This window comes from Nocardioides halotolerans DSM 19273, assembly GCF_000422805.1.
In the GTDB taxonomy this organism is placed as follows: Bacteria; Actinomycetota; Actinomycetes; order Propionibacteriales; family Nocardioidaceae; genus Nocardioides; species Nocardioides halotolerans.
Genome location: NZ_KE383922.1, coordinates 686,262 through 700,041, shown reverse-complemented (window position 1 = coordinate 700,041; position 13,780 = coordinate 686,262). Strand labels below are relative to the sequence as shown.

The window sequence follows — 13,780 nt, the reverse complement described above, 5'->3', positions numbered from 1 at the left end:
GAAACGTGTTCTAGTCTGGAGTCCATGATGGAGAGCAGCACACGGATGCTGGACCACGGCACTCCGCCGGAGCGCTTCGCGCGCGGCTGGCACTGCCTCGGTCTCGCTGACTCCTTCCGCGACGGCACGCCGCACCGGGTCGAGGCGTTCGGCGGCCAGCTGGTCGTGTGGGAGGACACCCAGGGCAACCTCAACGTCCTCGACGGCTACTGCCGGCACATGGGCGGCGACCTGACCCAGGGCACCGTCAAGGGCGACGAGATCGCCTGCCCGTTCCACGACTGGCGCTGGGGCGGCGACGGCAAGTGCAAGCAGATCCCCTACGCCCGCCGGGTGCCGCTGCGGGCGCGGACCCAGCGCTACCCCGTGGTCATCCGCAACGACCAGCTCCTGGTCTGGCACGACGTCGAGGGCTCCGAGCCCGACCTGGAGATCCTGCCGCCGGTGCTGCCCGGCCTCGACGAGGGCCTCTACACGCCCTGGACCTGGGAGGTCGTGCCGATCACCGACTCCCACTGCCGCGAGCTGATCGACAACGTCGTCGACATGGCGCACTTCTACTACGTGCACTTCTCGTTCCCGACCAGCTTCCGCAACGTCTTCGAGGGCACCGTCGCGACGCAGTACATGGAGTCGAAGGGCCGGCCCGACAAGGCCGGCGGCTACGGCAGCCCCGACCTGTTCCTCAAGTCCGAGGCCACCTACTTCGGGCCGGCGTACATGATCAACTGGCTCGAGGTCGACTACAAGGGCTTCGAGACCGAGGTCGTGCTCATCAACTGCCACATCCCGACCGGTCCCGACTCGTTCACGCTGCAGTACGGCATCACGGTCAAGAAGCCCGAGGGCATCGACGACGACACGGCCGCCTACATCTCGAAGAAGTACGCCAAGATGTTCGGCGAGGGCTTCCTGCAGGACGTGCACATCTGGAAGAACAAGGTGCCCGTCCAGAACCCGCTCCTCTGCGAGGAGGACGGCCCGGTCTACCAGCTGCGGCGCTGGTACGAGCAGTTCTACGTCGACAGGGCCGACGTGCAGCCCGAGATGGTGGACCGCTTCGAGTTCGAGGTCGACACGACCAAGGCCAACGAGTACTGGCAGGAGGAGGTCGCCGAGAACCTCCGCCTGCGCGCCGAGCAGGAGGCGAGCGGCGAGGCTCCCGAGGGCGCCGACGACGCCGAGAACCCCCAGATCATGAGCGGGACCTGACCGGAGACCCTGGCCATGCCTAGTTTCGTGCCCACCAGCGCCGACACGCTGGAGGACCAGCGCCTCTACACCTCGGCGCGGCTGGTCGAGGTCGCCTGCCTCGACTGCCTCGCCCGGGTCGGCGTGAAGAAGAACAGCGAGCACCACACGTCGATCCAGTGGACCGCCGAGGCGCGCGGGCACTGCCCCGAGCTCAACCGGCGCACCGGCGGCCGCGACTTCCAGCCCGCCTGCCGGCGGCTGGTCGCGAGCATCGAGGCGGCGGCCCGCGACGGCCAGGTGCCGATCGGCGCCGAGGACGGCTACTAGGCCATGGGGGAGCCGTCGTACGACCTCCGCGTGGTGGAGGTCGTGGAGGAGACCGCCGACGCGCACTCGGTGTCGTTCGCGGTGCCCGAGGGCGCCGAGGCGGAGTTCGACTACAAGCCGGGCCAGTTCCTGACCCTCGCCGTCCCGAGTGACCGGACCGGCGTCGCCGCGCGGTGCTACTCGCTGTCCTCGTCACCCCACGACGGCGGACCGCTGACCGTGACCGTCAAGCGCACCGCCGACGGCTACGCCTCCAACTGGATCTGCGACCACCTGCGCGAGGGCTCCACGATCCGCTCGCTGCCGCCGTCGGGGATCTTCACCCCGGCCGACCTCGACGCCGACCTGCTGCTCCTCGCGGGCGGCAGCGGCATCACGCCGATCATGTCGATCACCCGCACCGCCCTCGCCCATGGCAGCGGCCGGATCGTGCTCTTCTACGCCAACCGCGACGAGCGCTCGGTGATCTTCGCGTCAGAGCTGGCGCGCCTCGCGGCCGAGCACCCGCACCGGCTGGTCGTCGTGCACTGGCTCGAGTCGGTGCAGGGGCTGCCGACCCAGGAGCAGCTGAAGGCGTTCACCGAGCCGTTCGCGACGTACGACGCGTTCGTGTGCGGGCCCGCGCCGTTCATGAAGCTGACGATCGCCGCCCTGCGCGAGCTGGAGTTCCCGCGCCAGCGGCGGCACCAGGAGAAGTTCATCTCGCTGGGCGGCAACCCCTTCGGCGACCCGGAGGAGCAGGCCGCGGCCGAGCACGAGCTCGAGGAGGCCGACTCCGACGCGGCCTTCACCGAGGGCGCCGAACCCGCGCCGGCCCCCGAGCCCGAGCACCACGGGCCCGCCGAGGGCGCGCCGCAGGCCAACGTCCGGCTCGAGGTCGAGCTCGACGGCCAGACCTACACCTACGACGACTGGGCGCCCACCACCAAGCTGCTCGAGCACCTGGAGTCGAAGGGCGTGAAGGCGCCGTACTCCTGCCGCGAGGGGGAGTGCTCGGCCTGTGCGGTCCGGCTGCTCGAGGGCGACGTGAAGATGCTCAACAACGACGTCCTCGACGAGGAGGACCTCGCCGAGGGCATCCGGCTCGCCTGCCAGTCGCTGCCCGTCACCGACGTGGTCCGGGCGACGTACCACTGATCACAGGACTCGCCGAGGACCGGAATCCCCTCGCCCCGGGGCGCGCGAGCCTGCATCATGCTCCGCGTGAAGCGACTGATCCCCGTCCTCGCGGCCGCGCTCCTGGCGCCCGCCGCCGTCCTGACCGCCCCTGCACACGCCGACGTCTCGTCGCCGGCGACCTTCGCCGACGCCTCGGGTGACGTCGCCAACAACAAGCTCGACATCCGCACGGTGAAGGTCACCAACACGGCGAGGAAGCTCGTCGTCCGGGTGACGTTCCCCGGCAACCCGCGGGTCTTCGACTTCCCGACCGGCAACGTGTCGGTCTTCATCGACACCGACCCGACCCGCAAGGGCGCCGAGTACGGCCACTTCATGGAGTTCTGGAGCGACTACCGGTTCGCCCGCGTCGCGAAGTGGCGCGAGCAGCCGGCGCCCGAGTGGGGCCACTCCCCGGAGGGCCGGTGCGTCGCCGACGCCGGCGTCGTCCACGACCAGGGCCACCACCTGAAGTGGTTCCAGTACGTCGTGAAGAAGCGCCCCGGCTGCTTCGAGGCCGGCGCGGTCCGGGTGTCGGTGTCCACGATGAACACCGGCGACCTGCAGCCCTTCGTCGAGTACCCGAAGCCCCACCTCGACTTCCTCGGCAAGAAGCACGGGTGGACCGACTGGGTCAGCCAGCGCTGACGAGGCGCTCGGGCGGGCGCCAGCGGTCCCACGCGGCGCCGATCGCCAGCGCCAGCGCGGCGGCGACGCCGCCCATGATCGCGTCGACCAGGTAGTGCTCGGCCGAGTAGATCAGCGTCCACGCCATGGCGACGGGGTAGAGCAGCAGTAGCCACCGCCACCAGCCGTGGAGCCGGGTCACGGCGTACAACGCGATGAGGAACGCGAAGCCGCAGTGCAGCGACGGCATCGCCGCGGTCCGGTTGGCCAGCCCGCCGAAGACCATCGTGGTCCGCTCGATGCCGAGGTCGTGGAAGCCACGGCTCGAGTTGCGCACCAGCGGCGGCAGGAGGCCGTCCTGCGCGGCCATCCACGGCGGCGCCATCGGGAAGACGATGTAGCCGGCCAGGGCCAGGTAGCTGATGGTGACGTAGCGGCGGATCCAGCGCAGCCACTCGCCGCGGTCGCGGATCCAGAGCACGCCGGCGATGGTCAGCCCGGCGACGAAGTGGGAGGCGTAGGTCGCGCTGGCGAGGAAGTCGTACCAGCGCAGCTGCTCGTAGCCGGCGCAGTGGTCGGCGCAGAGGTGGTGCTGCAGGCTGACCGTCGGCACCGTCTCGCCGCCCCACAGGCGCGCCAGCCACTCGTCGGCGTGGATCGGCCACACCTCGTGGGGCGTGAACCCCCAGTCGTCGGTCACGCCGCGCGCCAGGCCGTAGACCGCGAGCGCCAGGAGCCACGGCCACCAGTCCCTCGGGAACTGCCACGACCAGTCGAGGCGCCAGCAGATCGCGAGCAGCCAGAGCCAGAGCGCGACGCCGATCGGGTCGTTGGGGATGCCGACGAGCCAGCACCAGAGGAGCAGGGCCACGGCGTACGCCGCGACCGCGAGCGTGCGCCTCACGAGCGGCGCCGGTAGATCGTGAACTTGCCGGCGGTGTCGACCTCGTCGTAGTCGGCGTCGAGCACCGCCTGCGCCGTGGTGAAGTCGAGCTCCCAGTCGTCGACGGAGCGGCGCGCGACCACCACCCAGGTCGGCTGCTGCCCGCCCTGGAGCAGCCCGTCGAGCGTGGCCAGGTCGGCGTCGCGGACCCGCGCCGGCAGGCTCCAGAGGTAGGGGTAGTCGGCCCGGAGGTGCGCGTCGTGGACCACGTTGGCGGCGCCGAGCACGACCACGGCGCTGTCGCCGCGCTGGGCGTGGTCGTCGAGGTAGGCGATCGCCTCCTCCTCCGGCCGGTCGATCGGGTGCGCCGCGACCCAGACGACGGCGGCGGCCGAGCTGACGCCCGCGAGCGCCAGCGAGATGCCGATGCTCCTCGTCACGGGCGCGGGGCGCTGGGCGAACGCCGCCGCGAACAGCACCGCACCGGGGACCAGCGCCATCAGGTAGTGCAGCCAGTAGCTACCGCTCAGGAACGCGACGAGCAGCTCGGCGGTGAGCAGGGCGTACGCCGCGACCCGCAGGTCCGGCGCCGTCCACGGTCCTTGGCGCGAGGGGTCGCCGCGCCCCTTCCACGCGAACGCCGCGACCACCAGCGGCACGCCGCTCGCCGCCAGCGCGCCTACGAGGCCCGCCAGCCTGGCCGGGGCGTTGCCGCTGTCGCCCGCCAGCTCGCGGGCCGCGTCGACGCGGAAGGTCACGACCGCGTCCCACAGGTCGGCCGGCACCGTGCCCCGCGCCCAGGCGCCCGCGACGACGACGGCGATCGTGACCAGGGCGCCGGCGAGGAGCCCGGGGAACTTCTTGCGTGCCGCGCCGCTGGTGAGCAGCAGCACGACCGCCACCACGAACACGTCGACCAGGCTCTGCTTCACGAGCAGCCCGAGCGCACCCGCGGCGCCCGCCGCGAGGCTGAGCAGGAGCCCGCGGACCTGGTGGCGGCTCGCGGCCGCGGCGACGTACGCCAGGATCCCGACGACCAGGAACGGCAGGCCGAGCAGCTCGCCGTTGACCACCGTGCCGCCGAGCAGCGGCGTCGCGACGCACACCGCGGCGGTGCCGGCCGTGAGCAGGGGAGCGGAGCGGCGCTCGGGCGCGGCAATCCGGCCGAGGACGCCGGAGAGCACGACGGTGAGGACGGCCGCGAGCGCCCCGATCAGCCGCAGCGGCACGGCGCCACCGAGCGCGTCGGCGACCTCGAAGACCGCGACCAGGACCGGTGGCCGGTCGACCCAGTAGTCGCCGTACAGGCTGCTGCCGTCGGCCCACTGGCCGCCGACGATGAGGTAGCCCGCCTCGTCGGGGCTCAGCGACCGCCCGACGAACGGCAGCCACGCCAGCGCGACCCCGGCCGCCATCGCGAGCACCCAGCTCTTGGGTGCGGTCCCGATCCGGCGCCGCCAGGGGGTCGCAGGGGCATCCGGCACGGGCGGCAGCGTACCGACGCACTACCAGCCGCGCTCGCGCCACTCCTGCAGGTGCGGCCGCTCGGCTCGCAGCGTCGAGTCGTTGCCGTGGCCGGGGTAGAACCACGTGTCGTCGGGCAGCCGGTCGAAGATCTTGGTGGAGACCTCGTCGATGAGCTGCTCGAACGCCGCCTGGTCGCCGAAAGTGTTGCCGACGCCGCCGGGGAAGAGCGAGTCGCCGGTGAACAGGTGCGGGTGGCCGCCCTCGGAGGCGGAGTCGTCGTAGAGGAGCGCGATCGAGCCGGGGGTGTGGCCGGCGAGGGCGATCACCTCGAGGGTGCAGTCGCCGACGGGCACAGTGTCGCCGTGCCGGACCTGGAGCGCGATCGGAACGCCGGTCTGCTCGGTGATCGCCTCGGCGTCGGGGTCGCCGGCGACCGTGGCCGCGCCGGTGGCACCGACGACGTCGGGGAGGGCGCGGTGGTGGTCCCAGTGCTGGTGGGTGGTGATGACGTGGGTGAGCCCGGCGTCGCCGATCAGGGGGAGCAGCGTCGCGGAGGCGTCGGCGGCGTCGATGAGCACCTGGTCGCCGGTGCGCTTGCAGGTCAGCAGGTAGCAGTTGTTGGACATCTGCTCGTCGACCGCGACCTTGGTGATCCGCAGCGCGTCGAGCTCGCGGACGTCCGGCGCACCGCCGGCCTTCACCTCACCGGTGTACGTGCCTGCGTCGCTCACCACGGCTCCATCCTCGGCACGCGGCCGTCGTCGCTGGTCAGGCCGTCGCCCCCGGGCACCTGGTGAAGGGGGCGGCCCGTCACCCACCATGCCAGAGCGCTCCCGGCGCCCGAGACCGTGGGACCGCCGGTGCCGAACTCCCACGTGCGGTCGAGGTCGGCGGCGTGCACGCGGAACGGCGGGCCGGCGTGGTCGCGGCCGGCGCGGGAGTCGAGGAGCAGCTCGACGAACTCGGTCGGCCAGTCGGCAGCCGTGTAGTCGAGCCCGAGGTCGGCGTGGTGGATCTCGACCTCGCGGGTGCGCATCGTCCCGACGTCGCCGGCCGGGAACCGCCGCCCGCCGGGCGTCCGCTCGATCACGGTCGCGGCGAGGTTGTCGGCCAGCTCCTCGACCCACTCGCCGATGACGGTCGTCGAGGCCAGGAACCGGTCGCGGAGCGCCGCCGGGGGAGCAGTGGACAGCGCCGCGATGTCGCGGTCGCGCGCCTCGGCGGAGGCGTACATCGGTACCGGGCGCCCCTCGTGCACGCCTTCCAGGGCCGCGGAGAGCCCCTCGGCGTTGAGCGTCAGGTGGGCGACGACGTGGGCGCGGGTCCAGCCCGGCAGCAGGCTGGGCTGCGACCACTGGTCGTCGGGCATCGCATCGACGGAGCGGACGAGCCTGCGGGTACCTGAGTCGAGCAGGTCCACGAGCCGGGGGTCGGACATGGGCACATCCTGCACGATTGGGGGGACTGTCGGCGGCCCGTGAGAGGCTGCGAACGAGCAGGATCCGCGGCGCGGCGGCTTGCTCGTGGGCGGTAGTGTTGCGAACGTTTGTTCGAACGGCGACGACAAGAGATCGAGGACCCGCAGGTGCAGGAGAAGCTCATCATCCGGGGCGCCCGGGAGCACAACCTCAAGGACATCTCGCTCGACCTGCCGCGCGACTCCCTCATCGTCTTCACGGGGCTCTCCGGCTCGGGCAAGTCCAGCCTCGCGTTCGACACGATCTTCGCCGAGGGCCAGCGCCGCTACGTCGAGTCGCTGTCGGCGTACGCCCGCCAGTTCCTCGGCCAGATGGACAAGCCCGACGTCGACTTCATCGAGGGGCTGAGCCCCGCGGTGTCGATCGACCAGAAGTCGACGTCCAAGAACCCTCGCTCGACGGTCGGCACCATCACCGAGGTCTACGACTACCTGCGCCTCCTCTACGCGCGCGCCGGCCGACCCCACTGCCCGGTCTGCCACAGCCCGATCGAGCGCCAGACCCCCCAGCAGATCGTCGACCGCGTGATGGCGCTCGACGAAGGCACCCGCTTCCAGGTGCTCGCGCCGGTGATCCGCGGGCGCAAGGGCGAGTACGTCGAGCTCTTCCGCCAGCTCCAGACCCAGGGCTTCTCCCGCGCCCGCGTTGACGGCGACACCCACTCGCTCGAGACGCTGTCATCCGAGGGGCCCAAGCTCGACAAGCAGAAGAAGCACACCATCGAGGTCGTCGTCGACCGCCTCGCGGTCAAGGCGTCCAGCAAGCGGCGGCTCACCGACTCGGTCGAGACCGCCCTCAACCTCGCCGGCGGGCTCGTGGTGTTCGACCTCGTGGACCTGCCGGACAAGGACCCCGGCCGCGAGCTGAAGTTCAGCGAGCGGATGGCCTGTCCCAACGACCACCCGATCGACACCGACGAGCTCGAGCCCCGCTCGTTCTCGTTCAACAGCCCCTTCGGTGCCTGCCCCGAGTGCAGCGGCCTCGGCACCCGCATGGAGGTCGACCCCGAGCTGGTCGTCCCCGACGCCCAGGCGACCCTGGGCGAGGGCGCGATCCAGCCGTGGAGCCAGGCGCACGTCGCCGACTACTTCCTCCGCCTCATGGGCGCGCTCGGTGCCGAGCTCGGCTTCGACCTCAACACGCCGTGGGAGGACCTCCCCGCCAAGGCGCAGCGCTCGATCCTCGACGGCCACCCGACCAAGGTCCACGTCGTCACCCGCAACCGCTACGGCCGCGAGCGCGCCTACTGGGCGGAGTTCGAGGGCGTCCGCACCTACATCGAGCGCCGCCACCGCGAGGCCGAGTCCGACACCAGTCGCGAGCGGTTCGAGGGCTTCATGCGCGAGGTGCCGTGCCCGGCCTGCAAGGGCAGCCGGCTCAAGCCGGTCTCGATGGCGGTGACCCTCGGCGATCTGGCACTGCACGACTCGGGCGCCGGCGGCCTCAACATCGCCGAGGTCTGCGCGATGCCGATCAACGAGACCGCACGGTTCCTGCGCGAGGTCGAGCTGTCCGCCCGCGAGCGCCAGATCGGCGAGCGGGTGCTCAAGGAGATCCAGGAGCGGCTCAACTTCCTGCTCGACGTCGGTCTCGACTACCTCTCGCTCGACCGGCCGTCCGGGTCGCTCTCGGGCGGCGAGGCGCAGCGCATCCGGCTCGCCACCCAGATCGGCGCCGGCCTGGTCGGCGTGCTCTACGTCCTCGACGAGCCCTCGATCGGCCTCCACCAGCGCGACAACCAGCGGCTCATCGAGACGCTGCTGCGCCTGAAGGACCTCGGCAACACGCTGATCGTGGTCGAGCACGACGAGGACACCATCGAGAACGCCGACTGGGTCGTCGACATCGGCCCCGGTGCGGGCGAGCACGGCGGCCAGGTGGTGCACAGCGGCACCGTCAAGGAGCTGCTGGCCAACCCCCACTCGATCACCGGCCAGTACCTCTCCGGCAAGAAGGAGATCCCGGTGCCGCCGATCCGGCGGCCCCGCACCACCGGTCGCGAGCTGACCGTGGTCGACGCCCGCGAGCACAACCTGCGCAACATCGACGTGACGTTCCCGCTCGGGCTCTTCGTCGCGGTCACCGGCGTGTCCGGCTCGGGCAAGTCGACGCTGGTCAACGACATCCTCTACACCTCGCTGGCCAAGCAGATCTACCACGCGCGGGCCATCCCGGGCCGCCACCAGCGGATCACCGGCCTCGACCACGTCGACAAGGTGATCCACGTCGACCAGTCGCCGATCGGCCGGACCCCGCGGTCCAACCCCGCGACCTACACCGGCGTCTTCGACCACATCCGCAAGCTGTTCGCCTCGACGCCCGAGGCCAAGATGCGCGGCTACCAGCAGGGCCGGTTCTCCTTCAACGTCAAGGGCGGGCGCTGCGAGGCGTGCGCGGGCGACGGCACGATCAAGATCGAGATGAACTTCCTGCCCGACGTCTACGTGCCGTGCGAGGTCTGCCACGGCGCCCGCTACAACCGCGAGACGCTCGAGGTCCACTACAAGGGCAAGACCATCGCCGAGGTCCTCGACATGCCGATCGAGGAGGCCGTCGACTTCTTCGCCGCCGTCCCGGCCATCAACCGGCACATGAAGACGCTGGTCGAGGTGGGCCTCGGCTACGTCCGGCTCGGCCAGCCCGCGACCACGCTGTCGGGCGGCGAGGCGCAGCGCGTCAAGCTCTCCTCCGAGCTGCAGAAGCGGTCGACGGGCCGCACGGTCTACGTCCTCGACGAGCCGACCACGGGCCTGCACTTCGAGGACATCCGCAAGCTGCTGCTCGTGCTCGGCCGACTTGTCGACCAGGGCAACACGGTGCTGGTCATCGAGCACAACCTCGACGTCATCAAGACCGCCGACTGGCTGATCGACATGGGGCCCGAGGGCGGTTCGCGCGGCGGCATGGTGGTCGCGGAGGGTACGCCCGAGCAGGTCGCTGACAACCCCGACAGCTTCACCGGCGCCTTCCTCAAGCCGCTGCTGACCGGCCGCGAGGCCAAGCAGCCGGCCCGCAAGAAGCCCGCCGCCGCGGCGCCCGCCGCGCGCGGCCCGGCGCGCAGGACGACCACCAAGCCGACCAAGACGACCGCCGGCAAGACCGCCGGCAAGACCGTCGGCAAGACCGGCAAGAAGGCCGCGTCGCGCACCTCGCGCAAGTCCGCCTGAACCCTTCGGCGCCCTCGCACGTTGATGAGGGACGCGCCCGACCCGTTCGACTCGACCCTTGTGAGGAACCCGCCGTCATGACCACCGACAAGATCTCCCGCCGCACCCTGGGCGGCCTCGCGGCCGCCGGCGTCGGCGTGCCGCTGCTCGCCGCGTGCGCCGACGAGCCCGAGACCGGTTCGGAGCCCACCCGCTCGCCGTCGTCCGCGTCCGCTCCGTCGTCGGGCGACGCCCCGACCGAGACCGGCGGCGCCGCGCCGGGGGGAGAGGCGCTCACGACGACGGCGGCCGTGGAGGTCGGCGGCGGCGCGATCTTCCCCGACCAGGAGGTCGTGGTCACCCAGCCGACGGCGGGGGAGTTCAAGTGCTTCACCGCGGTCTGCACCCACCAGGGCTGCCTGGTGAGCAGCGTCTCCGACGGCACGATCAACTGCGACTGCCACGGCAGCCAGTACTCCATCGAGAACGGCGAGGTCGAGCAGGGGCCGGCGACGTTCCCCCTCGACGAGGTGCCGATCACCGTCTCGGGCGACTCGATCAGCCTGGCGTAGCCCCCACGGGGGTGTCGGCACGGGCTCGTAGGGTTGAGGGGTGGCTGCCGCGTCGTTCCGCCCCGCGACGGGGTCGATCCCGACCCAGCCGGGGGTCTACCGGTTCCGCGACGCCCGCGGCCGGGTGATCTACGTCGGCAAGGCCAAGAACCTCCGGGCCCGGCTGTCGTCGTACTTCCAGGACATCGGCAACCTGCACGCCCGCACCGCCACCATGGTGACCACCGCGGCCGGCGTCGACTGGACGGTCGTCAACACCGAGGTCGAGGCGCTCCAGCTGGAGTACTCCTGGATCAAGGAGTTCGACCCGCGGTTCAACGTGAAGTACCGCGACGACAAGTCCTACCCCTGGCTCGCGGTCACCGTCGGTGAGGAGTTCCCGCGGGTGATGGTGGGCCGCGGCGCGAAGCGCAAGGGCACCCGCTACTTCGGCCCCTACAGCCACGCCTGGGCGATCCGCGAGACCGTCGACATCCTGCTGCGGGTCTTCCCGATGCGCAGCTGCTCCAACGGCGTCTTCAAGCGCTCGGGCCAGATCGGGCGGCCCTGCCTGCTCGGCTACATCGACAAGTGCTCCGCGCCGTGCGTCGGCAACATCTCCGCCGACGACCACCGCGAGATCGTCGACGACTTCTGCGACTTCATGGCCGGGCAGACCCGGCCGTTCATCAAGCGCATCCAGCGCGAGATGTACGCCGCGTCCGACCGCGAGGACTTCGAGAAGGCCGCCCGGCTCCGTGACGACCTCGGAGCGATGGAGCGGGCGCTGGAGAAGCAGGCGGTCGTCCTGGGCGACGGGTCCGACGCCGACGTGATCGCGCTGGCCGAGGACCCCCTCGAGGTCGCGGTGCAGGTCTTCTACGTGCGCGGCGGCCGGATCCGCGGACAGCGCGGCTGGGTCGCCGACCGCGTCGAGGATGGCGGCACCCCCGACCTGGTGGAGGACTTCCTCCTCCAGCTCTACGCCGGCACCGGGCCCGACGAGGCGCGCGACTCGATCCCGCGGGAGATCCTGGTCCCCGAGCTGCCGCCCGACGTGGCGACGTTCGAGCAGCTCTTCGGCGACCTGCGCGGCAGCCGGGTCCAGATCCGGGTGCCGCAGCGCGGCGACAAGAAGGCGCTGCAGGCGACGGTGGCCCGCAACGCCCTCGAGGCGCTGGCGCTCCACAAGACCAAGCGGGCGAGCGACCTCACCACCCGCAACCGCGCGCTGGAGGAGATCCAGCGGGCGCTCGAGCTCGACGACGTGCCGCTGCGCATCGAGTGCTACGACGTCTCCAACCTCCAGGGCACCGAGGTGGTGGCCTCGATGGTCGTCTTCGAGGACGGCCTGGCCCGCAAGGGCGAGTATCGCCGCTTCGTGATCAAGGGCGTCGACGGCCAGAACGATGTCGCGTCGATGCACGAGGTGATCACGCGGCGGTTCCGGAGGCTCCTCGACGAGCAGGCCAGGTCGGAGCTGCGGCCCAGCGACCCCGACAATCCTGACGCCGGCCCCATGCTGGTCGACCCCGAGACCGGCCGGCCCCGCAAGTTCGCCTACGCGCCGGGGCTGGTCGTCGTCGACGGCGGCCCGCCCCAGGTGGCGGCCGCCCAGCGGGCGCTCGACGAGCTCGGCATCGTCGACATCCCGGTCGTGGGCCTGGCGAAGCGCCTCGAGGAGGTCTGGGTCCCGGGCCAGGAGGACCCCGTCATCCTCCGGCGTTCGTCCGAGGGCCTCTACCTCCTCCAGCGCATCCGCGACGAGGCGCACCGGTTCGCCATCAACCACCACCGCTCGCGGCGCTCGAAGTCGATGGTCGAGAGCCTGCTCGACGACGTTCCGGGCCTCGGCGAGGTGCGGCGCAAGACGCTGCTCAAGCACTTCGGCTCGCTCAAGAAGCTGCGCGAGGCCGAGGTCGCTGAGATCGCGCAGGTGCCCGGCATCGGGCCCACGACCGCGGCCGCGATCAAGGACGCGGTGGCCGCCGCCAAGGGCGATCGTCAGACTGTGCCGGTGACTCCCTCCTTCAACGCTGCCACGGGCGAGATCGTCGACGAGTCGTGACGACCGAGGACGCCACCGCCAAGCCCGGAGAGCTGGTCGTCGTGACCGGCATGACCGGCGCCGGCCGCAGCACCGCAGCCAAGGAGCTCGAGGACCTCGGCTACTACGTCATCGACAACCTGCCGCCCGGCCTGCTCAAGGACGTCGTCCGCCTCGTCGACGCCAGCAAGGGGCCGGCTCAGCCCGTGGCGCTCGTGATCGACGTGCGCTCGGGCGCCTTCTTCGACTCGCTGACGGAGAACCTCGCGCACGGCGCGACCGGCCGCCACGCAACGCTGGTCTTCCTCGAGGCGAGCGACGAGGTGCTCGTCCGCCGCCAGGAGGCCGCCCGGCGCCCGCATCCGCTCCAGGGCGACGGCCGGCTGCTCGACGGCCTCCAGCGCGAGCGCGAGGTGCTCGCCGGGCTGCGGGGCGACGCCGACCTCGTGATCGACACCTCCGACTTCAACGTCCACCAGCTCACCGCCCGCATCGCGGCCGAGTTCGGCACTCCGCTCACGGTGCGGCTCAAGGTGAGCGTGGTCAGCTTCGGCTTCAAGTACGGCATCCCCGTCGACACCGACTTCATGGCCGACATGCGGTTCCTGCCCAACCCGCACTGGATCCCCGAGCTGCGGCCGCGCACCGGCCTCGACCCCGAGGTGGCCGACTACGTGCTCGAGCAGGAGGGGGCGGCGGAGTTCGTCGACCGCTGGGTGGAGCTCATCGCCGGCGTGGCCGACGGCTACCTCCGGCAGGGCAAGAGGTTCGCCCAGGTGGCCATCGGCTGCACCGGCGGCAAGCACCGCAGCGTCACCGTGACCGAGGAGGTCGTCCGGCGGCTCCAGGAGCGCGGGATCGAGGCCCGCGGCTACCACCGCGACCTCGGCCGGGAGTGAGCG

The 13,780-nt window shown here is 71.5% G+C and carries 12 protein-coding genes; 8 read left to right on the top strand and 4 right to left on the bottom strand.

Annotated features, from left to right (window positions below; translation table 11 throughout):
- Positions 1 to 24 precede the first annotated feature (24 nt).
- From G514_RS0114035 to G514_RS0114020, 4 genes are all read left to right on the top strand, one after another.
- Positions 25 to 1,212 carry a 3-ketosteroid-9-alpha-monooxygenase, oxygenase component gene (locus G514_RS0114035; protein ID WP_028652267.1) on the top strand — a complete coding sequence of 396 codons (1,188 nt, stop codon included), beginning with the start codon at positions 25 to 27 and terminating at the stop codon, positions 1,210 to 1,212.
- 15 nt (positions 1,213 to 1,227) lie between these two features.
- Positions 1,228 to 1,521, top strand: coding sequence for a hypothetical protein (locus G514_RS0114030; protein WP_028652266.1), 294 nt, complete (start codon positions 1,228 to 1,230; stop codon positions 1,519 to 1,521).
- 3 nt (positions 1,522 to 1,524) lie between these two features.
- Complete coding sequence (locus G514_RS0114025; protein ID WP_028652265.1) at positions 1,525 to 2,658, top strand: ferredoxin--NADP reductase; 1,134 nt, start codon at positions 1,525 to 1,527, stop codon at positions 2,656 to 2,658.
- 66 nt (positions 2,659 to 2,724) lie between these two features.
- The gene (locus tag G514_RS0114020; protein WP_157544794.1) at positions 2,725 to 3,327 is read left to right on the top strand and encodes a hypothetical protein; all 603 of its coding nucleotides are present in this window, start codon (positions 2,725 to 2,727) and stop codon (positions 3,325 to 3,327) included.
- Here G514_RS0114020 and G514_RS26780 read toward each other — a convergent pair.
- The 4 genes from G514_RS26780 to G514_RS26775 are packed head-to-tail and all read right to left on the bottom strand — an operon-like array spanning position 3,314 to position 7,094.
- The gene (locus G514_RS26780) at positions 3,314 to 4,210 is read right to left on the bottom strand and encodes a phosphatase PAP2 family protein (protein WP_051247447.1); all 897 of its coding nucleotides are present in this window, start codon (positions 4,208 to 4,210) and stop codon (positions 3,314 to 3,316) included. The two genes, G514_RS0114020 and G514_RS26780, sit on opposite strands and share 14 nt — an antisense overlap.
- Positions 4,207 to 5,673, bottom strand: coding sequence for a hypothetical protein (locus tag G514_RS30330; protein ID WP_157544792.1), 1,467 nt, complete (start codon positions 5,671 to 5,673; stop codon positions 4,207 to 4,209). Before G514_RS30330 ends, G514_RS26780 begins: the two co-directional genes overlap by 4 nt.
- A gap of 21 nt (positions 5,674 to 5,694) precedes the next feature.
- On the bottom strand, positions 5,695 to 6,387 hold the full coding sequence (locus tag G514_RS0114005; RefSeq protein WP_028652262.1) for an MBL fold metallo-hydrolase: 693 nt from the start codon (positions 6,385 to 6,387) through the stop codon (positions 5,695 to 5,697).
- Positions 6,384 to 7,094, bottom strand: a complete 711-nt coding sequence (locus G514_RS26775) for a maleylpyruvate isomerase family mycothiol-dependent enzyme (RefSeq protein WP_051247446.1) — start codon at positions 7,092 to 7,094, stop codon at positions 6,384 to 6,386. Before G514_RS26775 ends, G514_RS0114005 begins: the two co-directional genes overlap by 4 nt.
- 147 nt (positions 7,095 to 7,241) lie before the next feature.
- On the opposite strand from G514_RS26775, the gene uvrA reads away from it, so the two are divergent.
- The 4 genes from uvrA to rapZ all read left to right on the top strand — a co-directional run bounded on the left by uvrA (position 7,242) and on the right by rapZ (position 13,777).
- Positions 7,242 to 10,301 (top strand): excinuclease ABC subunit UvrA, encoded by a 3,060-nt coding sequence (gene uvrA / locus G514_RS0113995; protein ID WP_028652261.1) that lies wholly within the window; start codon positions 7,242 to 7,244, stop codon positions 10,299 to 10,301.
- A 77-nt stretch (positions 10,302 to 10,378) separates the two neighbouring features.
- Positions 10,379 to 10,852 carry a Rieske (2Fe-2S) protein gene (locus tag G514_RS0113990; protein WP_028652260.1) on the top strand — a complete coding sequence of 158 codons (474 nt, stop codon included), beginning with the start codon at positions 10,379 to 10,381 and terminating at the stop codon, positions 10,850 to 10,852.
- Positions 10,853 to 10,892: 40 nt separating this feature from the next.
- Entirely contained in the window at positions 10,893 to 12,899 is a 2,007-nt protein-coding gene (gene uvrC, locus G514_RS0113985; protein WP_028652259.1) for an excinuclease ABC subunit UvrC, read from the top strand.
- Positions 12,896 to 13,777: an RNase adapter RapZ gene (rapZ, locus tag G514_RS30325; protein ID WP_028652258.1), complete on the top strand. Its 882-nt coding sequence runs from the start codon at positions 12,896 to 12,898 to the stop codon at positions 13,775 to 13,777. Before uvrC ends, rapZ begins: the two co-directional genes overlap by 4 nt.
- The last annotated feature ends 3 nt before the right edge of the window (positions 13,778 to 13,780 follow it).